Source organism: Armatimonadota bacterium (genome assembly GCA_031459855.1).
In the GTDB taxonomy this organism is placed as follows: domain Bacteria; phylum Sysuimicrobiota; class Sysuimicrobiia; order Sysuimicrobiales; family Humicultoraceae; genus Fervidifonticultor; species Fervidifonticultor primus.
This window is the reverse complement of the sequence record JAVKHP010000001.1, coordinates 361,660-382,834: the sequence shown is the minus strand read 5'-3', so window position 1 is coordinate 382,834 and position 21,175 is coordinate 361,660. Positions and strand designations below refer to the sequence as shown.

At 73.3% G+C, this 21,175-nt stretch carries 18 protein-coding genes; 12 read left to right on the top strand and 6 right to left on the bottom strand.

The features are described 5' to 3' along the window. Positions 1 to 101 precede the first annotated feature (101 nt). On the bottom strand, positions 102 to 2,087 hold the full coding sequence (locus QN157_01700; GenBank protein ID MDR7554300.1) for an acetate--CoA ligase: 1,986 nt from the start codon (positions 2,085 to 2,087) through the stop codon (positions 102 to 104). 229 nt (positions 2,088 to 2,316) lie between these two features. On the opposite strand from QN157_01700, the gene QN157_01695 reads away from it, so the two are divergent. The 10 genes from QN157_01695 to QN157_01650 all read left to right on the top strand — a co-directional run bounded on the left by QN157_01695 (position 2,317) and on the right by QN157_01650 (position 13,077). Further along, the gene (locus QN157_01695) at positions 2,317 to 2,814 is read left to right on the top strand and encodes a (2Fe-2S)-binding protein (GenBank protein MDR7554299.1); all 498 of its coding nucleotides are present in this window, start codon (positions 2,317 to 2,319) and stop codon (positions 2,812 to 2,814) included. A 6-nt stretch (positions 2,815 to 2,820) separates the two neighbouring features. Beyond that, a complete protein-coding gene (locus tag QN157_01690; protein MDR7554298.1) occupies positions 2,821 to 5,181 on the top strand; it encodes a molybdopterin-dependent oxidoreductase in 2,361 nt (786 codons plus the stop codon). Next, positions 5,178 to 6,038, top strand: a complete 861-nt coding sequence (locus tag QN157_01685; protein MDR7554297.1) for a xanthine dehydrogenase family protein subunit M — start codon at positions 5,178 to 5,180, stop codon at positions 6,036 to 6,038. Before QN157_01690 ends, QN157_01685 begins: the two co-directional genes overlap by 4 nt. A gap of 87 nt (positions 6,039 to 6,125) precedes the next feature. Then, positions 6,126 to 6,914 (top strand): 3-hydroxybutyrate dehydrogenase, encoded by a 789-nt coding sequence (locus tag QN157_01680; GenBank protein ID MDR7554296.1) that lies wholly within the window; start codon positions 6,126 to 6,128, stop codon positions 6,912 to 6,914. A gap of 13 nt (positions 6,915 to 6,927) precedes the next feature. After that, positions 6,928 to 7,332, top strand: coding sequence for a MaoC family dehydratase (locus QN157_01675; GenBank protein ID MDR7554295.1), 405 nt, complete (start codon positions 6,928 to 6,930; stop codon positions 7,330 to 7,332). 296 nt (positions 7,333 to 7,628) lie between these two features. Continuing rightward, a complete protein-coding gene (locus QN157_01670) occupies positions 7,629 to 9,098 on the top strand; it encodes an efflux RND transporter periplasmic adaptor subunit (GenBank protein MDR7554294.1) in 1,470 nt (489 codons plus the stop codon). Positions 9,099 to 9,285: 187 nt separating this feature from the next. Continuing rightward, positions 9,286 to 10,011 (top strand): ABC transporter ATP-binding protein, encoded by a 726-nt coding sequence (locus QN157_01665; GenBank protein ID MDR7554293.1) that lies wholly within the window; start codon positions 9,286 to 9,288, stop codon positions 10,009 to 10,011. Then, positions 10,008 to 11,219, top strand: coding sequence for an ABC transporter permease (locus tag QN157_01660; protein ID MDR7554292.1), 1,212 nt, complete (start codon positions 10,008 to 10,010; stop codon positions 11,217 to 11,219). Before QN157_01665 ends, QN157_01660 begins: the two co-directional genes overlap by 4 nt. A 72-nt stretch (positions 11,220 to 11,291) precedes the next feature. After that, the gene (locus QN157_01655; protein MDR7554291.1) at positions 11,292 to 11,777 is read left to right on the top strand and encodes a hypothetical protein; all 486 of its coding nucleotides are present in this window, start codon (positions 11,292 to 11,294) and stop codon (positions 11,775 to 11,777) included. A 28-nt stretch (positions 11,778 to 11,805) separates the two neighbouring features. Beyond that, the gene (locus QN157_01650; GenBank protein ID MDR7554290.1) at positions 11,806 to 13,077 is read left to right on the top strand and encodes a TolC family protein; all 1,272 of its coding nucleotides are present in this window, start codon (positions 11,806 to 11,808) and stop codon (positions 13,075 to 13,077) included. Positions 13,078 to 13,226: 149 nt separating this feature from the next. Here the strand turns inward: QN157_01650 and QN157_01645 are convergent, their stop codons facing one another. The 5 genes from QN157_01645 to QN157_01625 all read right to left on the bottom strand — a co-directional run bounded on the left by QN157_01645 (position 13,227) and on the right by QN157_01625 (position 17,921). Then, entirely contained in the window at positions 13,227 to 13,928 is a 702-nt protein-coding gene (locus tag QN157_01645; GenBank protein MDR7554289.1) for an ABC transporter ATP-binding protein, read from the bottom strand. Next, the gene (locus QN157_01640; protein ID MDR7554288.1) at positions 13,925 to 14,683 is read right to left on the bottom strand and encodes an ABC transporter ATP-binding protein; all 759 of its coding nucleotides are present in this window, start codon (positions 14,681 to 14,683) and stop codon (positions 13,925 to 13,927) included. Before QN157_01640 ends, QN157_01645 begins: the two co-directional genes overlap by 4 nt. Next, positions 14,680 to 15,693, bottom strand: a complete 1,014-nt coding sequence (locus tag QN157_01635) for a branched-chain amino acid ABC transporter permease (protein MDR7554287.1) — start codon at positions 15,691 to 15,693, stop codon at positions 14,680 to 14,682. Before QN157_01635 ends, QN157_01640 begins: the two co-directional genes overlap by 4 nt. Further along, complete coding sequence (locus tag QN157_01630) at positions 15,690 to 16,550, bottom strand: branched-chain amino acid ABC transporter permease (GenBank protein MDR7554286.1); 861 nt, start codon at positions 16,548 to 16,550, stop codon at positions 15,690 to 15,692. Before QN157_01630 ends, QN157_01635 begins: the two co-directional genes overlap by 4 nt. 90 nt (positions 16,551 to 16,640) lie before the next feature. Then, the gene (locus QN157_01625) at positions 16,641 to 17,921 is read right to left on the bottom strand and encodes an ABC transporter substrate-binding protein (protein MDR7554285.1); all 1,281 of its coding nucleotides are present in this window, start codon (positions 17,919 to 17,921) and stop codon (positions 16,641 to 16,643) included. 147 nt (positions 17,922 to 18,068) lie between these two features. Here QN157_01625 and QN157_01620 point away from each other — a divergent pair, with 147 nt between their 5' ends. Together QN157_01620 and QN157_01615 are read left to right on the top strand one after the other, a co-directional pair. Beyond that, a complete protein-coding gene (locus tag QN157_01620) occupies positions 18,069 to 19,397 on the top strand; it encodes a phenylacetate--CoA ligase (protein ID MDR7554284.1) in 1,329 nt (442 codons plus the stop codon). A gap of 258 nt (positions 19,398 to 19,655) precedes the next feature. Next, positions 19,656 to 21,089, top strand: coding sequence for a 4-hydroxyphenylacetate 3-hydroxylase N-terminal domain-containing protein (locus tag QN157_01615; GenBank protein ID MDR7554283.1), 1,434 nt, complete (start codon positions 19,656 to 19,658; stop codon positions 21,087 to 21,089). The last annotated feature ends 86 nt before the right edge of the window (positions 21,090 to 21,175 follow it).

Here is a 21,175-nt window from a genome sequence, read left to right as displayed (position 1 = left end):
TGCCGTGCCGGGGGCGGCGCAGGGATCCACGGCCGCAGGGACCCCTGCGGCCTGCCGCCAGCACCGCGCGTTGCCCGTGGCCCCGGGTCCACTGTCGGGCCTCATCGGGCTGGCGGGCCGCCCGCGACGTCTGCCGGTCGCCCGCCCTGCGGGATCTCCTCCACGGCCTGCGGGTTCTCCAGCGACGACAGGTCGCCTGGATCGCGGCCGAGGTACCGGGCCCGGATCACGCGCCGCATCACCTTGGCGTTGCGCGTCTTGGGCAGGTCGCGCACGAAGTGGATCTCCTCGGGCGCGAGCGCCTTGCCCAGCTGGGCGGCCGCGGTCTGGCGCAGCGCATCGCGCAGTGCGTCGTCCGGCGCGTGGCCGGGGCGCAGCACCACGAAGCAGGCGATCGCCTCGCCCTTGATCGGGTGGGGGATGCCGATGGCCGCCGCTTCGGCCACGGCCGGATGGGCCGTGAGCGCCGACTCGACCTCGGCGGGGCCGATGCGCTTGCCCGCCACGTTCAGGGTGTCGTCGCTGCGCCCCAGGATGTACCAGAAGCCGTCGTCGTCGACGCGTACCCAGTCGCCGTGCACCCAGACCCCGGGCCACCGCGACCAGTAGGTGTCGAGGTAGCGCTGTGGGTCGCGCCAGAACCCCCGGGTCATCCCGGGCCAGGGTTGCGTCAGCACCAGCTCGCCTACTGCTCCGCGCACCGGCCGACCCTGCTCGTCGTAGACGTCGGCGGCCATGCCGGGGATCGGCCCGGTGAACGCCGTGGGTGCCTGCGGATGCAGCAGGTCGCAGCAGAGGATCCCGCCCGAGATCTCGGTACCCCCCGAGTAGTTCATGATCGGCAGCCGGCTGCGCCCCACGTGCTCGAAGTACCACAGCCAGGGTTCGGGGTTCCACGGTTCGCCCGTGCTCCCCAGGATGCGCAGGCTGGAGAGGTCGTGCTGATGCGGGGGCTGTGGGCCGTGCCGCATGAGCGCCCGGATCGCCGTGGGGGAGATCCCCAGCACGGTGACGCGGTGGCGCTCGACGAGCTGCCAGAGCCGAGCCGGCGTGGGGTGGTCGGGCGTGCCGTCGAAGAGCACCATGGTGCCTCCCAGCAGCAGCGTGCCCAGGATCAGCCAGGGCCCCATCATCCATCCCAGGTCGGTGTACCAGAAGACCCGGTCGTCCTGGCCCACGTCGAAGCAGTAGGCCATGTCCATGGCGCCCTTGAGGGGGAAGCCCATGTGGACGTGCACGCATCCCTTGGGCCGTCCCGTGGTGCCCGAGGTGTAGATGATCATGAACGGCGCTTCGCTGTCCACGGGCTCGGGCGGGCACGCGCGCGGGTAGGTGCGGGTCAGCTCGTGCCACCAGCGGTCGCGCCCTGCGGTCCAGGGCACGTCGCGGCCCAGGTGCCGCACGACCACCACGTGGCGTAGCCCGGGCAGTTCGGCCGCGGCCGCGTCTGCCGTTTCCTTCATCGGCACGACCTGCCCGCGCCGCACAAAGCCGTCGGCGGTGACCAGCAGCGTGGCGCCGCCGTCGGCCAGGCGCGTGGCCACTGCGGGGGCCGCAAACCCCGAGAAGCACGGGATGTAGATGGCGCCGATGCGCGACAGCGCCAGCGTGGCGATGACCGCCTCGGGGATCATGGGGAGGAAGACGCCCGCCACGTCGCCCCGGCCGATGCCCAGCCCGCGCAGGGCGAACGCCAGCCGGCAGACCTCCTCGAGCAGCTCTTCGTAGGTCAGCGTCCGCACGGTGCCGTCGTCGCCTTCGTAGACGAGCGCGGGGCGGTCGCCGCGCCCGGCGCGCACGTGCCGGTCCAGACAGTTCCAGGTCAGGTTGGCCTGGCCGCCGACGAACCAGCGGGCCCACGGAACGCCCTGGCTGGTGTCGAGCACCTGCGTGTAGGGGCGGAACCACTCCAGGCCCAGGTCCTCCACCACGAGCTGCCAGAACCACGCCGGGTCCTCGACCGATCGGCGGTAGAGGGCGTCGTAGTCAGGGGCGCCCGCGCGGGCGATCAGGCGCGCCAGGCGGCTGGCCCGGGCCCGGGCAGGGTCCGGCGTCCAGACGATGCGGGCCGCGGACTGGGTCGACATGGCTGGACCACCTGCTCGCCGGGCGAGTTCGACGCAGGCGGTGGTCGCGCCTGCATGGGCGTGGCGTAGAGTTCGCCGCCCGCAAATCGTACGGTGGCCGGTGGTCGCGCCTGCGGGGACGTGGCACGGCGACTCCCCCCGGCGGCGCCCGCAGGGAAGCAGCGCCCATGCGCCGAAGGGCTTTCGCACACCCGGAATCCAGCCCATAGCCGCCAGGAGGTGAGAGCGCGTGAAGGTGACCATCACGACCAACGGGGTCACCGCCACCCACGACGTCGAGCCCCGGCTGCTGCTGGTGCACTACATCCGTGACGTGCTGGGCCTGACCGGCACGCACATCGGGTGCGACACCACCAGCTGCGGCGCGTGCACCATCCTCCTCAACGGGCAGGCGGTCAAGTCGTGCACGGTCCTGGCCGTCCAGGCCGATGGCGGGACGATTCAGACCGTGGAAGGCCTCGCCAGAGACGGGCAGCTCCACCCACTCCAGGAGGCCTTCTGGGAAGAGCACGGGCTGCAGTGCGGGTTCTGCACCCCCGGCATGCTCATGACCGCGCTCCAGCTCCTCGAGCGCTACCCCGACCCGACCGAGGACCAGATCCGCCACGGCCTCGAGGGCAACCTGTGTCGGTGCACCGGCTACCAGCACATCGTCAACGCCATCATGAGCGCGGCGCGCAAGATGGCGGGGCAGCCCGCCCGCGCGGCTGCCGGTGGGGGGAGGTGAGGGGGCGTGGCCGTCACCAAGCTCTTCGGCGCCAGCGTGAAGCGCCGCGACGACCCCCAGCTCGTCACCGGCCGTGCCACCTACACCGATGACGTCAGGCTCGTGGGCGCGGCGCATGCCGTCATCGTCCGCAGTCCCCATGCGCACGCGCGCATCGTGCGCGTGGACACCGCTCGCGCCCGCGCCCATCCCGGCGTGCTGGCCGTCTACACCGGCGCGGACCTGGCGGGCAAGCTCGGCGCCGTGCCCTGCGCCTGGCTGATTCCCAACGCCGACCTCAAGGTGCCCACACGGCCGGTGCTGGCGATCGACCGCGTGCGCTACGTCGGCGAGGGTGTCGCCGTGGTCGTGGCCGAGGACCGCTACGCCGCCCGCGACGCCGCGGCCCTGGTGGACGTGACCTACGAGCCACTCCCGGCGGTCGTGGACCAGGAGCAGGCGGCCCGTCCCGGCGCGGTGCAACTGCACGACGACATCCCCCGCAACGTGGCGTTCACGTGGAAGGTGGCCGGTGGCGACGTCGAGGCGGCCTTTCGGCAGGCCGAGGTGGTCGTGCGGCAGCGCATGGTCAACCACCGGCTCATCCCCAACGCCGTGGAGACGCGCGCGGTGGCTGCCCACGCCAACCCAGCCACCGGCGAGGTCACCGTGTGGGTCACCTCGCAGAACCCGCACATCCACCGGCTCGTGATCTCCGGCATCCTGGGGTGGCCCGAGCACAAGGTGCGGGTGATCGCGCCCGAGGTGGGCGGCGGCTTCGGGTCCAAGATCCACGTGTACCCCGAAGACGCGCTGATCCCCTACCTGGCCAGGGTGCTGGGGCGGCCGGTCAAGTGGACGGAGGACCGGCGCGAGAACTACGTGGCCACCATCCACGGCCGCGACCACATCACCGAGCTGGAGATCGCGGCGAAGAAGGACGGCACGCTCCTGGCCCTGCGGGGGACCACCTGGGCGAACATGGGTGCCTACCTCTCGACGGGCGCGCCCGGCATTCCCACCATCCTGCACGGGCTGATGCTGTCCGGGTGCTACACCCTCGGCGCCCTCGACTACACCGTGCACGGGGTGCTCACCAACACCACCCCGGTGGACGCCTACCGCGGCGCGGGCCGACCGGAGGCCACCTACCTGGTGGAACGGGCCGTGGACCTGGTCGCCCGCGCGGTCGGGCTCGACCCCGCGGAGGTGCGGCGGCGCAACTTCATTCCCAAAGAGCGGTTCCCCTACACGGTGGTCACCGGCATCACCTACGACAGCGGCGACTACCACGCCACCCTGGACAGGGCGCTGCAACTGGTGGACTACGAAGGCTTCCGCCGCCAGCAGGTCGAGGCACGCCGGCAGGGGCGGTACCTGGGCGTGGGCCTGTCCACCTACGTGGAGATCTGCGGGCTGGGCCCCTCGGCCGTCGCCGGTGCCGTGGGCTTCCAGGGCGGGCTCTACGGCAGCGCGGTCGTGCGCGTCGCGCCCACGGGGAAGGTCATGGTCTTCATCGGCGAGTCACCCCATGGCCAGGGCGAGGAGACCACGTTTGCGCAGGTGACCGCCGACCGCCTGGGCGTGCCCCTCGACGACGTGGAGGTGATTCACGGCGATACGGCGCTGACGCCCATGGGCTGGGGCACCTACGGCAGCCGGACCACCGCGGTGGGGACCGGTGCCATCGTGCGGGCGTGCGACCGGATCATCGAGAAGGGGCGGAAGATCGCGGCGCACCTGCTGGAGGCCGCCGAAGACGACATCGTCTTCCAGGACGGGCGGTTCTTCGTGCGGGGTGCGCCCGACCGCGTCAAGACCATCCAGGACGTCGCCCTGGCCGCGACCCTGGCGTGGAACCTGCCGGCGGGCGTCGAGCCCGGCATGGAGGCCTCGGCGTTCTACGACCCGCCGAACTTCACCTACCCCTTTGGGGCGCACGTGTGCACCGTCGAGGTTGACCCCGACACCGGCGAGGTCCGACTGCTGCGCTACGTGGCGGTCGACGACTGCGGCAACGTCATCAACCCCCTGATCGTGGACGGACAGGTCCACGGCGGCATCACCCAGGGCATCGCCCAGGCGCTGTACGAGGCGGCGGCCTACGACGCCACCGGCCAGTTGCTGACGGCGTCGCTGGTCGACTACGCGGTGCCCAAGGCGTTCCAGGTGCCGCGGTTCGAGACGGACCGGACCGTCACGCCCTCCCCGCACCAGCCGCTGGGGATCAAAGGCGTGGGCGAGACGGGGACCATCGCCGCCACCGCGGCCGTGGCCAACGCCGTGATCGACGCCCTGGCCCCGCTGGGGGTCGTCCACCTGGACATGCCCTTCACCCCGCGGCGGCTCTGGAAGGTGATCCAGGAAAAGAAAGGAGGGACGCGATGATCCCGGCAGCGTTCGACTACGTGCGGCCGGCGACGCTGGACGAGGCGCTCGCCATGCTGCAGCAGAACCCCGAGGCCAAACTCCTGGCCGGCGGGCACAGCCTGCTGCCGTTGATGAAGCTCCGCCTGGCCTCGCCGCCCCTGCTGATCGACCTGGGGCGCATTCCGGGCCTGAGCTACATCCGCGAGGACGCCCAGGCGGTGCGCATCGGCGCGCTCACCACCCACGCCGAGATCGAGCGCTCGCCGATCGTCGCCCGACACTTCGCCGCCCTGACGCAGGCGGCCGAGGCGATCGGCGACCTCCAGGTGCGCAACCGCGGCACCATCGGCGGCAGCCTGGCCCACGCCGATCCTGCGGCCGACTACCCTGCGGCCGTGCTGGCGCTGGAGGCCGTGATCCACGTGCGGGGCCCGGCCGGCGCCCGGGCCGTTCCGGCCGACGGCTTCTTCACGGGGCTGTACCAGACCGCCCTGCAGCCCGGCGAGATCATCACCGAGGTGGAGGTGCCGATCCCGCCGCGCGTGACGGGCTCGGCCTACCGCAAGATGAAGCATCCCGCCAGCGGCTTCGCGGTGGTGGGCGCGGCGGCGGTGGTGCGCCTGGGGCCTGACGGGTATGAGCAACGGGTGCGCCTGGCGTTCACGGGCGTCGGCCCCCACGCCTACCGCGCCAAGGCCGTGGAGGCGGCGCTGCGCGGCAAGCGCATCGACGAGGCCACGGTGGTCGAGGCGGTGCAGCAGGCCACCGACGGCGTCGACGTGCTGGACGACCTGTTCGCCGACGCCGAGTACCGCGCCCACCTGGCGCGGGTGTACGGGAAGCGCGCGCTGCTGGCAGCGGCGCAGACGTCGTAGCGCACCGACCGGTCCGGCGCAGGGGTGCCCGGGGCGTGGATGCCAGGGCACCCCTCGCGTCGTCGTGCCGGCGGTCAGGAGGCAGCGATGGGTGAGGGGCACCTGGCGGGCCGCGCCGCGATCGTCACCGGCGCGGGGTCGGGTATCGGCCGGGCCATCGCGCAGGCCCTGGCCCGCGAGGGTGTGGCCGTGGTGGTCGCCGACGTGGATGCCGGCCGCGCCCAGGCCACGGCGGCCGAGATCGCGGCAGCCGGCGGACAGGCACAGGCCATCGCCTGCGACGTGGCCGACGTCGGGGCGGTGCGGGCCATGGTGGCGCAGACCGTCGAGGGGTTCGGTCGCCTGGACATCCTCGTGAACAACGCGGGCGTGCAGTACGTGGCGCCCATCGTCGAGTACCCCGAGGAACGCTGGGACCGGCTGGTGGGCGTGATGCTCACCGGCACGTTCCTGTGCACCAAGCACGCCCTGCCCCACATGATCCGCCAGCGCTGGGGGCGCGTGGTCAACATCGCCTCGGCCCACGGCCTGGTGGCGTCGCCGTTCAAAGCGGCGTACGTCGCGGCCAAGCACGGGGTGGTGGGGTTCACCAAAGTGGCGGCGTGGGAGGTCGGCGAGCACCAGATCACCGTGAACGCCATCTGCCCGGGCTACGTGCGCACACCGCTGGTGGAAGGGCAGATCGCCGACCAGGCGCGCGTGCACGGCATCGCCCCGGCCGAGGTCGTCGAGAAGGTGATGCTGCCGGCGCACGCCCGCAAGCGCCTGATCGAGCCCGAGGAGGTGGCCGCTCTGACGGTGTTCCTGTGCACCGACGCGGCGGCCATGATCACCGGGGCCGCGCTGCCGCTGGACGCGGGCTGGACGGCCCGGTAGGCGCGCGGCCGCGATGGCGTTCGCCCCGGGCCAGCGGGCGTCGTGGACCAGGACGATCACCGAGGCCGACGTCGCGGCCTTCGCCGCCCTCACGGGCGACCACAACCCGCTGCACGTCGACGCCGCCTTCGCCAGCCGCAGCCGCTTCGGCGAGCGCATCGCCCACGGGATGCTCACCGCAGGCCTGATCTCCGCCGTCCTGGGGATGCGCCTGCCCGGGCCTGGCGGGATCTACGTCAGCCAGACGCTGCGCTTCCTGCGGCCGGTACGGCTGGGTGACACCGTCACCGCGACCGCCGAGGTGCTGGCCTGGCGGCCGGACCGGCGCCTGCTCACTGTGCGCACCACCTGCACCAACCATCGTGGGGAGACCGTGATCGACGGCGAGGCGACGTTGCTGGTGGATCCGGTGCCGTAGGCCATCAGGACGGCGCGGATGTCCCGGTCGCGGCTGCAGTGGCTGACGGGTCCCGTGCCGATCGACGCGTGGTGTGGCCTCTCGCAGCTTCCTGCTGTGGCCTCGCGCAGGTCGCGGCGCAGCTGCGGTCGCGGTGGCCGTACGTCCCTGGACCGACGGCGCGTCCTCCTGCGGTTGGTGCGGCCGGCAGGCGCGATGGGCTAAACGGAGGGGTGCGCCTGGCGGTCTGATGAGGTGGAGATGTTGAGTCGTTTGCCGCGTGGCCCGCGCGGGCCGCGACGCTTCCCGGGAGTCACATGCGCAGGCGTCTGGTGATCGCGGTCGCTGCCGTCCTCCTGCTGGCGGGCGGGCTGTGGGGCGTGCGCGGGCGCACGGCCCGGCCCGCGCCGGCGGAGCGCTTCCGTACGGCCGTGGTCACGCGCGGCACGCTGGCGGTACGCGTGACGGGCACCGGGACAGTCCAGCCCTACTCCCAGGTCGAGGTGCGGTCGCGCGCCACCGGCACCGTGGTGGACGTGCGCGTGCAGGAGGGCGACCGGGTGGCCGCCGGCCAGCTGCTGGTGGTCATCGACGACCGCGACGCCCGCGCGCAGGTGGCCACGGCGCAGGCCCAGCTGGCGAGCGCACAGGCCCGGTGGGAGCAGGCGCGCCGACAGCTGGCGCTGGCGCGAGCGCAGAACGTCGCGCGCATTGCCGAGGCCGAGGCCGCGCTGGCCGGAGCGCGGGCGCGGTTGGCCCAGGTGGAGGCCGGCCAGCGCCCGGAGGCGCTGGCGCAGGCGCGCGAGGCCGTGCGGCAGGCCGAGGTGCAGGCCGAGGCCGCGCGCCAGACCCTCGAGCGCACCCGCGCCCTCCACCAGGACGGGCTGGTGCCGCGTGCGCAGCTGGACCAGGCGCAGAGCCAGCACGACGTGACGGTGGCCGCGTTGCGGCAGGCCCAGGCCCGGCTACAGGAACTGGAGGCCGGCAGCCGCCCCGAGGAGGTGGACCTGGCGCGCACCCAGGTGCTCCAGGCCAGGGCGGCCCTGCAGCAAGCCCGGGCCGCCGCGCTGCAGGAGCGCGTGCTCGAAGCCGAGGTGGCTGCCGCTGCGGCCGGCGTGCGCACGGCGGCCGCGCAACTGGCCCAGGCGCGGGACCGCCTGGCCGAGACGCGCATCACGGCACCCATCGCCGGTATCGTGGCGCGCCGCTCGGTGCAGGTGGGCCAGACCGTCATCGGCGGGCTCACCGGCGGGGGCACGCTGGTGATGACGATCGCCGACCTCCGTCACCTCCAGGCCACGGTCAACGTCGACGAGGCGGACATCGCGCAGGTCCGGGTCGGGATGCCGGTGGTGGTCACCGCCGACGCGCTCCCGGGACGACGCCTGCACGGTCGCGTGGCGCGCATCGCGCCCCAGGCCGTGGTGGTGCAGAACGTGACGCAGTACGAGGTGGTCGTCACCCTGACCGACCCTGGCCCGGGCCTGCGCCTGGGCATGACCGTCGATGCCGAGATCCAGGTGCTCACCCGCGAGGGCGTGCTGGTGGTGCCGGCCGAGGCGGTGCGGGGCAAGGACGCCCGGGTTGTGATCGTGGTGGAGGGCGAGCACCTGCGGCCGGTGCCCGTCGAGGTGGGGGCCACCGACGGCCGTCAGGTCGAGATCGTCCGGGGCCTGGAGGCCGGCCAGGTCGTCTACCTGGGTCCCGCGCGCGCGCCCGCGGCCGGCGCCCCTGCCCAGCCGGTCAATCCGTTCCTGCCCCAGTTCCGCCGCTCGCCAGGGCGGTAGGTGTGATGAGGCGCCCGATGGCGTCCTGCGAGGTGCACGCCCCACGCGCGTCAGCGACGCGGCTGGCGTCCGCCTCCGGGGAGGCCCGCGGCTTGACGCCCCACGAGTGTCGGCGGTGGTCCTCGAGGGGGCTGTCGGGGCGCGCTCCGGCCGACCTGCGGAGGTGCGCGCCCCCCTGTAGTCTCCCATGGCGCTGATCGAGCTGCGCGACGTGGTGAAGACCTACCGCATGGACGGCGTGGAGATCCCGGCCCTGCGTGGGATCTCGTTGACCGTCGAGGCGGGGGAGTTCGTGGCGATCATGGGGCCCAGCGGCTCGGGGAAGTCGACGTGCATGAACATCCTGGGCTGTCTGGATCGCCCCACGTCCGGCACCTACCTGCTGGACGGCGTCGACGTCACGGCGCTGGACGACGCGGCCCTGGCGCGCATCCGCAACCGCCGCATCGGGTTCGTCTTCCAGGCGTTCAACCTGCTGCCGCGGCTGTCCGCGGTGGAGAACGTCGAGCTGCCGCTGCTGTACGCCGGGGTCGAGGACCGGCGCGCGCGGGCCCTGGCGGCACTGGAGGCGGTCGGCCTGGGGGCGCGGGCGGGACACCTGCCCGCGCAGCTCTCGGGCGGCGAACAGCAGCGGGTGGCGATCGCACGGGCCCTGGTGATGCGGCCGTCGATCGTCCTGGCGGACGAGCCCACCGGCAACCTCGACTCGGCCACCGCCCGCGAGATCATGGCACAGCTGCGACGCCTGGTGGAGGAGGGGCTCACGGTGGTACTGGTCACCCATGAAGCCGAGGTGGCGGCCTGGGCACGGCGCCTCGTGCAGTTCCGCGACGGGCGCATCGTGCGCGACGGGCCGGTGCGAGCGCTGCTGCCGGCGGGCGGAGTGCCGGGGGCGCCGGGGACATCGCCATGACGGTGCGGGATGCCGCGCGGGTGGCGTTGCGGGCGCTGGCGGCGACGCCGCTGCGGTCGCTGCTGACGGCGCTGGGCGTGATCATCGGTGTGGGCGCAGTGGTGGCCATGGTGGCCATCGGACAGGGCGCGCGGCGGAACGTGGAGCAGCAGGTGCAGGCGCTGGGCAGCAACCTCCTGACCGTGTTCGCCGGGACCCAGCGGCTGGGCGGGGTCGCGCGCGACGCGCCCGTCCAGACGCTGACGGTGGAGGACGCCGAGGCGATCCTGCGCGAGGTGCCGGGCGCAGTCGGCGTGAGCCCCGAGTACACGGCGCGGGCGCAGGTCACCGCGGGCGCCGCCAACACCACCACCAGCGTCAGCGGCGTCCTGCCGGCGTTCGAGACCGTGCGCAACTTCCGGGTGGCGCGCGGATCGTTCATCACCGACGACGACGTGCGCACCCGTGCCCGGGTCGCGGTGCTGGGCCAGACGGTGGCGACGGCGCTGTTTGGCGACGACGACCCGCTGGGCCGGCGGATCCGGATCCGCGGGGTGACGTTCACGGTGGTCGGGGTCATGGAGCCCAAGGGCGCCACCGCCTTCGTGGACCGCGACGACGTGGTGTTCGTGCCGCTCTCCACCGCGCAGCGCCGGCTCTTCGGCGTCACGCACGTGCGCACGATCCAGGTGCAGATGGTCGACCAGGCGGCGATGGACGCCGGCCGCGAGGCGCTGGCCGCGCTGTTGCGCGCGCGCCACCGCCTGGGCCCCGGCGACGAGGACGACTTCACCATCCGCAGCCAGGCCGACCTCTTGCAGACGCTGGGTGGCGTCTCGCAGACCATGACGATGTTGCTGGGCGGGATCGCCGCCGTCTCCCTGGTGGTCGGGGGGATCGGGATCATGAACATCATGCTGGTCTCGGTGAGCGAGCGCACGCGCGAGATCGGCATCCGGAAGGCGGTGGGCGCGCGGCGGCGGGACGTCCTGCTCCAGTTCCTGGTGGAAGCGGTGGCGCTGTCGGTGGGCGGCGGCCTCATCGGGCTGGCCGTCGGCGCGCTGGGCTCGGCGCTCATCGGGCGCGTGGCCGGCTGGCCCACACTGCTGTCGGCGCCGGCGATGCTGCTGGCGTTCTCGTTCGCCGTGGCGGTGGGGATCGGGTTCGGCCTCTACCCGGCGCAGCGGGCCGCCGCCATGGATCCGATCGCCGCGCTGCGGTACGAGTGAGGGCATCGGCGGGGCGCCCGGGGGTCGCGTGATGGACCGACGGTCGCCCGCAACGTCTGGGAGGGAGTATCGATGTCGCGTCGCATATGGGTCGGAGGCGTTGCAGCCCTGGCGGTAGTGGCGGCCGTGGCCGTCGTGGTGGCACGGCGGCAGACGGTCGCGGCGCCACCGCGCGAGCGCGACCCCGGCCTGGCCGTGGTGGTGGCGCTGCGGGTGCTGGAGCGGGAGCCGCAGACCCAGTTGAGCCGCGAGCAGATCGTCCGCATCCTGCCGCTGCTGCGAGCGCTCAAGGACACGCCCGCCCACGACGTGGAGGCCGCCCGGGTCATCGCGCGCGCGATCCGTGACATCCTCACGCCCGCGCAGCGCGCCGCCCTGGACGAGGCCCGGCGCCGCCTCGAGGCCCGTCGGCGCGGGCAGCGCCCTACCGGCGGGACCGAGAGCGGGCCGTTGCCCGGGCGCCCCGGGATCGGCCCCCTGTCGGACGAGGAGCGCGCAGCGTTCCGCGCGCGGGCCTTCGAGCGCATGATTCAGCACCTGGAGCGGCGCAGTCGGTAGTGCCGGAGTCCAGGTCGAGGAGGGATCGATGCGTACTGGTGCCCTGCTGGTTGTCGTGCTGACCGCGCTGTCGCTGTGGAGTCCACCGGCCGCCGGGCAGGCGCCGGCGGCGCTGGGGCTGGCCGAGCTGGTGGCGCTGGCCGACCAGCGCAACCCGGCCATCGCCGCGGCCCGCCAGGCCGTGACCGCAGCCCAGGCGCGTGTGGCCCTGGCGCGCGCGGGCCGCGGGCCCACCGTCACCGCGTCCACCACGCCCACGGTCTCCAGCGGCAGCGGCCTGACACCCCAGGGCTTCAGCGCGTCGGCCGGCGTGGGCGCCACGTACGTGCTCTACGACAGCGGGCAGATCGCCCATGCCGTGCGGCAGGCCGAGGCCAACCTCAAGGCGGCGCAGCTGGCGCTGGAGGCGACCCGCCAGGACGTGGCCCTGAGCGTGGCGCAGGCCTACGTCAACGTCCTGCGCGCCGAGCGCGCGGTACGGGTGCGCGAGCAGGTGGTGGTCCAGACGCGCGAGCTGCTCCGGCTGGCCGAGGGGCAGTTCCGCGCCGGCGTCGTCGCCCGCGCCGACGTCGTGCGCGCCCAGGCCAACCTGGCAGCGGCCGAAGGCGAGCTGCTCGCGGCGCGCAACGCGGTCGACCAGGCGAAGGCCGCGCTGAACGCGGCCATCGGCCAGCCCGCCGTCACGCCGCTGGTCGTGGCGCCACCGCCGCCGACCCCGCGGCTTACGCTGGCGCAGGCGGCGTTGCCGGCCCTGGCCGACGAGCGCCCCGAGGTCCGTCGGGCCATGGCCGAGCTCGAGGCGGCGGAGGCCGGGCTGGCGCTGGCGCAGGCCAGCGGCGGCTGGCGCGTGACGCTGGACGCCCGCGCCGCGCAGACCCTGACGCCGTCGACGGCGACCACCTGGTCGGTCAGCGGCGCCGTGAGCGTGCCGCTCGCCGACGCCGGTCGCACGGCCGCGGCCGTCGCCGAGGCGCAGGCCACGCTGGCGGCCGCACGGGCACGCATCGAGACCGCCCGGCTCGCGGCCCAGCAGCAGAGCCTGCAGGCGTACCTGAACCTGTTGAGCGCGCGGGCGCGCATCGAGAGCGCACGGGCGGGCCTCGCTTTCGCCCAGGAGTCGCTGCGGCTGGCACAGGGACGGTACGCGGCCGGCGCCGGCACCCTGCTCGAGGTCACCGATGCGCAGACGGCGCTGGTCACGGCCGAGCAGGCGCTGGCCAACGCCGAGTTCGACGAGCTGGCCGCGGCGCTGAGCCTGCGCCACGCCCTCGGGCGGTCGGTGGTCTCCGGGGCGATCTAGGCCACCACGACCGCGGCGCAGGGCACGCGCCAGGGCGTCGCAGGGACGCAGGCGAAGACCCCAAATCGCGCTGCTACCGGCCCAGACCTGCCGTCGGCCAAACCTGCTACCGGCCCGGAGACTTGCCGCTGGCCCAGACCGCCGCCGGCTCAGACCGCGAGGTGTCGGGCGATCAGCTCCTGGTTCTCCCAGATCGCCTGCATCGGGCCGTGGGCGACGATGCTGCCCTTCTCCATCACGTAGGCGCGATCCGCTACCCGGCGGCAGAACCGGAGGTTCTGGTCGGCCAGGAGCACCGAGACCCCCGTCGCGCGGATCTCCCGCAGGATCTCTGCCAGGCGCTGCACCACCATGGGCGCCAGCCCCTCCGAGGGATCGTCCAGCAGGATCAGGTGGGGGTTGCCGATGAGCGCGCGGCCGATCGCCAGCATCTTCTGCTCGCCGCCGCTCAGGTGGCTGCCCCGGCTCGCCCGCAGCTCGCGCAGCGTGGGGAAGAGGCCGTAGACCCGCTCCAGCGACCAGGGGCCCGCGCGTGCCGCGACCCGGGCGGCCAGGCGCAGCTGCTCCTCCACCGTCAGGTCGGGGAAGATGCGCCGGTCGTCGGGCACGTAGCCCACGCCCGACCGCGCGATCGCGTAGGGCGCGAGGCCGGCGATGGCCCGGCCGCGCAGGAGGACGTGGCCGGCCCGCGGCCGGACGAGGCCCACGAGCGCGCGGATCGTCGTGGTCTTGCCCGCGCCGTTGCGGCCCACCAGGCTGGTGATCTCGCCCTCGCTCACGTGGAACGACACGCCCGTGACGACGACACTCTGGCCGTAGCCGGCCACCAGCCCGTCGACCTCCAGGATCACGACGCGTCCTCCTCGCCCAGGTAGACGGCGCGCACCTGCGGGTCGGCGCGGATCGCCTCGGGCGGGCCATCGGCCAGGATCCGGCCGCGGTTCATGACGATGATGCGCGCGGCCAGTGCGAAGACCACGTCCATGTCGTGCTCGACGATGACGAACGTCGTGTGGCGCTCCTGGGCCAGCCGCCGCACCAGGTCCAGCACCACGGCGCGCTCGGGCGGGGTCATGCCCGACGACGGCTCGTCGAGGAAGCAGAGGACGGGGCGCGAGGCCACGGCGATGGCCAGCTCGAGCCGGCGCTGGTCGCCGTGGGCCAGCGTCGCCGCCTCGCGTTCCGCCTCGGCCAGCAGGCCCACCGCCGCCAGCACCCCGTCGGCCTCGGCCAGCGCGGCGCCGTCGGCATCGAGGCGGGCGAACGGCGCCAGCGCGGGCCGGCGGCGCGCCAGCACCGGGAGCAGCACGTTCTCGCGCACGCTCAGGCGCGGGAAGATGTTCATCACCTGGAACGACCGCGCAAGCCCCAGCCGGACCCGGACGTGCGCTGGGAGCCGCGTGATCTCCTGCCCGCGGAACAGCACGCGTCCCGCATCGGGGAGCAGCGCGCCGCTCAGCAGGTTGATCAGGGTGGTCTTGCCTGCGCCGTTGGGGCCGATGATGGCGGCCAGGACGCCGTCCTGCAGCGTGAGGTCCACGCCGTCGACGGCCGCCAGCGCACCGAACGTCTTGCGCAGCGCCTGAGCGTGTAGCAGCGCGGTCATCGCGGCCGCGCCCGCACGCGCCCGGCGACGATGCTGGCCACGCCGCCGCGGAAACCCATCACGAGCACGATGACGGCGGCGCCCAGCACGATCGACCAGTGCACCGTGACGCGCACGATGACGTCCTTGAGGAGCACCAGCAGCGCGGCGCCGACGATCGGGCCGGCGAAGGTGTAGATGCCGCCCAGCAACGTCGCCAGGATCGGCTCGGCCGAGGTGCTCCAGTGGGCCACCGGCGGGGTTACGGTGTTCTCCAGGGGCGGGAGCAGCGCGCCCGCCAGGCCCGCGTACAGCCCCGCCACCACGAAGGCCACCAGCCGGTAGGCGGGCACCGAGATGCCCGCGAAGGCCGCCCGCGACTCGCTGTCGCGGATGGCGCGCAGCGCCAGGCCCAGGGGCGACTGCACCAGCCGCCACAGGCCGTAGGTGGCCACAGCGGCCACCACCAGGACCACGTAGTAGTACCGGTCGAGGGTGGACACGTCGAGGAGAACCAGCCCGGGCAGCCCCACCGGCGCCCGCGGCACGCCCACCAGGCCATCGTCCCCGCCGGTGACGGCGCGCCACTTCCACGCGATGGAGAAGATCATCATGCCAAAGGCCAGGGTCAGCATCGAGAAGTAGATCCGCGTGTGGCGCACCGACAGCAGCCCCAGCGCGGCGGCGGCCACCCCGGCCGCCGCCGCGCCGCCGAGGATGCCCAGGGGCAGTGAGGGCACGCGGAGCAGGATCTTCGCGCAGGCGTAGGCCCCGACGGCGAAGAAGCCCGCCTGGCCGAACGAGAGCAGCCCGGTGTAGCCAAACAGGAGGTTGAACCCCAGCGCGAAGAGGGCCAGGATGGCGATCTGCATCACCAGGTACAGCACGTAGGCGCGCGCCACCAGCGGCAGCGCCGCCAGGACCAGCAGCAGGGCCACCGCGGCGCTTGTGCCCAGCGCTCGCCCGCGGGCCCGCACGCTGGCGGCGTCGGCGGGGCGCACGGCGGCCGGCGGCACCGGGGCGGGCATCATGCTCGGGCGAACAGCCCCTGGGGCCGCACGAGCAGCACCGCCGCCATGATCACGAAGACGAAGAACAGCTCGAACACGGGGAACAGCAGCGTCCCGTAGGCGGACAGCACACCGATCAGCAGGGAGCCCACGAAGGCGCCCGGCAGGTTCCCCAGACCGCCGATCACGGTGATGACGAACGCCTGCACGATCATGGCCACCCCGATCCCCGGCGACGCCGGACGCACGGGGACCCCGAGCGCGCCGCCCAGTGCCGCCAGCGCCGCCCCCAGCATGAAGACGCCGGCGTAGATGCGCGGGGTTTCGATGCCAAGCGCCGCCGCCATCTCGCGATCGGCGGCGGTGGCGCGCACCATGCGGCCCCACCAGGTGCGTTCGAACACCACCCACAGGCCGACGGCCACCAGCACGCCGACGGCCATGATGAAGAGGTTGTAGACGGGAAACGGCCGGCCGAACGCTGGCAGGGTCGCGTCCAGGAACCGGGGGATGGGTGGGATCTTGAAGACGCCACCCCAGACGAGCTTGACCGCGTCGTCGAGGACCAGCACGAAGCCGAACGTGAGGAGGAGCTGGTAGGCGTGGTCCAGCGCATACAGGTGGCGCAGGAAGCCCCGTTCCATCACCAGCCCCAGCGTGGCCACCACGGCCAGGCTCAATCCCACGGCCGCCGCGAACGGCAGTCCCCACAGCCCGTACGCCGTGTAGGCAACGTAGGCGCCCAGCATGAAGAGGCTGCCATGGGCGAAGTTCAGCACGCCCAGGACCCCGAAGATGATCGTCAGGCCGGCGGAGATCAGCCAGAGGTACATCGCCTGGGAGAGCCCGATCAGCCCCTGGTACGCCAGGTCCTCCATGCTACCCTGCCGCCACCACCCGCTGTCCTCGCCCGTGACCGGCGCCGGTGGTCGACCGTGCGGTCCTGCAGACGGCAGCCGATCGCGTCCTCACTTCGACAGGTCCAGCCCCGCGAACGGCGGCCAGCGGTAGTAGTCCTTCGGGTCGAAGACCTTCAGCTCGCCCACGATCGGGATCGGGTAGCGCGGGTCGGCCAGGACGCGCCCCGCGGGGACCGCGTACACGAACTGGTGGTCCTCGGCGCGGTAGGTGCGCACGCCCGCCGGCGTCTCGATCTGCATCCCCTTGAGGCCCTCGAGCACCTTGTCGGTCTGGATGCTCCGGGCTTTCTCCACCGCGGCCTTGGTGATGTAGATCGCGGAGTACGTGACCTCGGCGGAGTAGTTGGGCATCCGGTTGAAGCGCCGCGCGAAGCGGCTCACGAACGCCCGGTTCATCTCGGTGTTGGGCCAGTTGTGGAGGTAGCGGGCCGTGGCGTAGAGCTTGCCGCGGAACCGGTTCTCCTTGACCTCTTCACGAATGCCCTCGAGCACGTCCACCGAGCCGCCCATCGCCTGGAACCAGACCTGGATGCGGTCGAAGACGCCCTGCAGCAGGGCCTGGCGCAGCAGGGTGACGGCTTCCCCGGCCCACGGGGTGGCGATGATGGCGTCGGGGTTGCGCGCCATCACCGCGGCGATGTGCGCCGAGAAGTCCAGCGTCAGGAACGGCGCCCAGGCCGCGCCCACGAACTCGACGTCAGGGCGGAAGCGCCGCATCTGGTCGCGGAACAGGGCCCAGGTGGCGTAGCCGTACTCGTAGTCCGCGCCGATGGTGGCCCACCGCCGGATGTCCCGGCGGTCCTTGAACAGGTGGGCCGCGACGGCGTCCTGGTAGACCGGCACGCTGACGCGGACGATCTGCTTGATGCCCCGCTGTGCCACCAGCTCCTCGGTCAGCCGGTGGGTGGCGGCGTGGGTGAAGAACTGGATCCGGTCCAGCTCCTGCAGCACCGGGCCCAGAGCCATGGCGACGCCGCTGCTGTCGGTGCCGTACAGGAAGTGCGCGCCGTACTCGGTGACGAGGAACCGGGCGTTGCGCACGCCCGTGGCGGGCCGGTTCTCGTCGTCCATGAAGCGCATCTCCAGGCGGCACCCCAGGATGCCGCCGGCGGCGTTGATCTCCTCGATGGCCAGCGTCGCCCCCATCTCGATCTGCCGGCCGTAGTCGGCGTGCGGGCCCGAGGCGACACCCTGGACCCCGAGTTTGAGCGATGGAATCCCCAGCTGGCAGGCTGGGGCGCCGGAGGACACCGTGGGGACCAGCGCGACCAGGGTCCCCACCAGCACGAGCACGACACCGGACAAGGCGACCCGCAGCACGGTGCTCATCCGCCTCTCCTTCCCTCTCCGCCGCCGGGCCGCGCCGGGCAGCGCAGGCGCCGGCAAGGATGTGGTGCGCGCCGCGCGAAACTACCAGGTGCCGACAGGAAGGGATTCGCCCGTGCCGGTGGCCCCTTCCTCTCGGTCCAGCGGGCCATGCCGGATGCCGGGCAGCGATTCTGGGACCGGGCCGTCGAGACGCGGCCCCGCCGCGAGCTGGCGGTCCTGCAGCGCGAGCGCCTGCGCTGGCAGGTCGAGCGCTGCTATCGCGACGCGCCGTTCTACCGGGAGCGGTTCGAACGGGTAGGCCTGCGGCCGGGGCAGGTCGCCACCCTCGAGGACGTGCGCCACCTGCCCTTCGTGACCAAGCAGGAGCTGCGCGACGAACAGGCCGCGCACCCCCCCTTCGGCCGGTACACGGTGGCGCCCCGCGCGACCTGGCGTGAACTGCATCCCTCGACCGGCACCACGGGGGTGCCGGTGAGCACCATCTGGTCGGCGCAGGACGTCGAGGTCATCACCGACCACACGGCCCGCACCATGTGGAGCTTCGGCGTCCGGCCCGGCGACATCGTGCAGAACGCCTTCGCCTACGGCCTGTGGGTCGCCGGGCTCGCGGTGCACTACGCGGCAGCGCGCATCGGGTGCTTCACGATCCCCATCGGCGCCGGTGCCACGGCCCGTCAGGTCGACTACCTGGTGAACCCGGGGGCGACGGTGCTGCTGGCCACGCCGTCGTTTGCGATCCACATCGCCGAGCACCTGCGCGAGCGGGGCATCGCCCCCGACACGATCCCCCTGCGCCTGGGCTGCTTCGGCGGCGAACCGGGCGCCTCGGTGCCGGCGACCCGCGCGCGGATCGAGCAGGCGCTCGGCATCGACTGCTTCGACTACTACGGCCTGGGGGAGATCGCGCCGACGTTCGCCTGCGAGTGCACCGAGAAGGCTGGGCTCCACCTCGCCGAGGATCACTACCTGGCCGAGATCGTCGACCCACAGACGCACGAGCCGCTGCCGCCGGGGGAGGTGGGGATCCTGGTCCTCACCCACCTCACGCGCGAGGCCACGCCGATGCTCCGCTACTGGACCAACGACTACGCACGCCTGGATCCCGAGCCCTGCCGGTGTGGCAGGACCCACGCGCGCCTGCCCGGAGGCATCCTGGGGCGTGCCGACGACCTGATCATCTACAAGGGCGCCAAGTTCTACCCGATCCAGGTCGAGGGAGTCGTGCGGGCATTTCCGGAACTGGGCGACGAGTTCCGCGTGGAACTCAGTACCGACGACCGCGAGGGGACCGGCCGGGTGACGGTGGTGGTGGAAGCCCGGCCAACCGACGATACCGACGTGCAGGCGCGGCTGCGACGGGCGCTGCGGGAGGCGCTGGGCGTCACGCCCGACGTCCGCGTCGTCGCCCCCGGCGCCCTGGAGCGGACGGTGTTCAAGGCGCGCCGGGTGGTCGACCTGCGGCGGCGCGACGCGTAGCGGCGGGACGACGGGCACCGGGGCCCGGGGTGGGAGCGGGCGCCCCTGTGCGCGGGTGCCGGCGCACGGGCCTGCTACCGAGCAGCGGACGCCTGGGCGCTGGCCACACCCTACGCGTGCGTGCCGGCGTGGCGGCACAAGCGTGGGGCTTGCCGGGCCGACAGGGCGCGTTCGGCGCCAGGCGCGGTGCCGCGCCGACGGGCGCGCCCTCGGTGCGGCCGCCCGGGAGGGACGATCCCGAGGGCGAGGAGGGGCTGCATGGCGCTGCGCACACCCGAGGCATACCTGGCAGGACTGCGGGACGGGCGCGAGGTCTACTACCGGGGCGAGCGGGTCCTCGACGTCACCGCGCACCCGGTGCTGGGCCGCGGGGCGCGGCACGTGGCGGTCGACTTCCGCCTGGCCACGGACCCCGCACACCGCGACCTGGCCCTTGCGCGCGACCCCGACACCGGACAGCCGATCAGCCGCTACTTCCTGATCCCGCGCACGTCGGCCGACCTGCTGGCGCGCCGCCAGCTGATCGAGACCGTCACCCGCGAGGCCCGGACCGTGGTGCCGCTGGTGAAGGAGATCGGCACCGATGCGCTGTTCGCCCTCATGGTGGTCGCCGCCGAGTGGGAGGAGGCGGCACCCTACGCCGCTCGCATCCGGGCGTTCTACGAACGCTGCCGCGACGGCGACCTCACCATGGCCGTGGCCCAGACCGACGTCAAGGGTGACCGCAGCCTGCGCCCGCACCAGCAGCCCAACCCCGACACCTACGTGCGCGTGGTGGACCAGCGGCCCGATGGCATCGTCGTGCGCGGGGCCAAGGCCCACACGACCAACGCGGTCCTGGCCGACGAGATCATCGTGCTGCCCACGCGCGCCCTGGGCCCCGAGGACCGGGCCTGGGCGGTGGCGTTCGCCGTGCCCGCCGCGACCCCCGGCCTGCGGTTCATCGCAAGCCCGCGGGGCTACGGCGCCACCAGCGCGTTCGACAACCCCATCAGCGCGCAGACCGCGATGGTCGAGTCGCTGACGGTCTTCGACGACGTCTTCGTGCCGGCCGATCGGGTCTTCCTCAACGGCGAGTACCGGGCCGCGGGCGCCCTGGCCAAGACCTTCGTCGAGTTCCATCGCTTCACGGCCGTGGCGTACAAGCCGCCGCTGCTGGAGCTGCTGGTGGGCGCCGCGGCGCTGCTGGCCGAGTACAACGGCATCGAGCGCGCCGCGCACGTGCGCGACAAGCTGGCCGCCCTGGTGATGTACCTGGAGACCGTGCGCGGCCTCACCAAGGCCGCCGCCCTGGACTGCCGCCTGCGGGGGGGCATCGCGGTGCCCGACGTGGTTGCCACCAACGCCGCCAAGTACTACTTCGCCGCCCACTACCACGCGATGGTGAAGCTCGTGCAGGACATCGCGGGCGGGCTGGTGGTGACCGGGCCCGCGGAGGCCGACTGGCACCACCCCCAGACGCGCCGGGACCTGGAGGCCTACCTGGCCGGGAGCCTGCGTGCCACGGCCGAGCAGCGCCTGCGGGCGCTGAACCTCGTCCGCGACGTGACCGCCTCGGACTTCGGCGGCTACCTCGAGGTGCTCGCGATCCACGCCGAGGGCTCGCTGGAGGCCCAGAAGCTCACGGTGCTGATGGACGCGGACCTCGCACCCTACAAGGCCTACGCCCGCCGCCTGGCCGGCATCGGTTGACCCGATGGTATAATAGCGGCGAACGCACGCGATCATCGCCCGGCCGGCAGCCGGGCATCCTCAGGTTCAACTTGCGCGCTTGCGAG